The organism is Microbacterium sp. BF1, from assembly GCF_019279095.1.
Lineage (GTDB): Bacteria > Actinomycetota > Actinomycetes > Actinomycetales > Microbacteriaceae > Microbacterium > Microbacterium maritypicum.
Window position 1 is genome coordinate 1 of record NZ_JAGYWT010000732.1, and the last position, 851, is coordinate 851.

An 851-nucleotide genomic window follows, 5' to 3' on the forward strand; every position below is an offset into this window, starting at 1 on the left:
CCCGCGCCCCCTTCGCGGAGGCGAGGAACCGCGGCGTCCCGCCGACCGAACCGTAGGCGCGCACCGGCGAGTTGACCCCACCGGGGATCACCGCGCGGGCAGCGGAGAACAGGTCGTCATTGCGGTCGGTCATGAAGGAGAGCTCCTCGGAGAAGTCAGTCGCGCAGCCAGCCGGCCGCTTCGGTGGCCCAGTAGGTGAGCACCGCATCCGCACCGGCACGGCGGATGGAGAGAAGGGATTCGAGGATGGCCGCACGACGGTCGATCCAGCGGTTCGCGCCGGCGGCTTCGATCATCGCGTACTCGCCGGACACCTGATATGCCCACACGGGAATACTCACCGTGTCGCGAACCTCGCGCAGCACGTCGAGGAAGGCCATGGCCGGTTTCACCATGACGATGTCGGCGCCCTCGGCCTCATCGACGACAGCCTCGCGCACGCCCTCGCGCCGGTTGCCCGGATCGAGTTGGTACGTGCGACGGTCGCCCTTCAGCTGAGAGTCGACGGCCTCGCGGAAGGGTCCGTAGAAGGCGCTCGCGTACTTCGCGGCGTAGGCGAGCAGAAGCGTGTCGGTGAAGCCCTCGGCGTCGAGCGCCCTGCGGATCACCGTGACCTGGCCGTCCATCATCCCGGACAGCCCCAGCAGCTGAGAGCCGGCACGGGCCTGCGCCAGCGCCATCGAGGTGTACCGCTCGAGCGTCGCGTCGTTGTCGACTGACCCGTCGGCGGCGAGCACGCCGCAGTGACCATGATCGGTGAACTCGTCCAGGCATAGATCCGTCTGCACGACGAGCGCGTCGCCGACCTCGGAGGCCAGCGCTTCCGTCGCGACGTTCAGGATGCCTCGCGG

1 protein-coding gene and 1 pseudogene are annotated in these 851 nt (G+C 68.9%); both read right to left on the minus strand.

Annotated elements, in window-relative coordinates; genetic code table 11:
* A pseudogene (locus KZA10_RS18410) lies at positions 1 to 133 on the minus strand (glutamate-1-semialdehyde 2,1-aminomutase); the annotation flags it as partial.
* A 22-nt stretch (positions 134 to 155) separates the two neighbouring features.
* Positions 156 to 851 (minus strand): porphobilinogen synthase (hemB, locus tag KZA10_RS16385; RefSeq protein WP_218683422.1); only part of this gene is annotated, 696 nt, incomplete at its 5' end.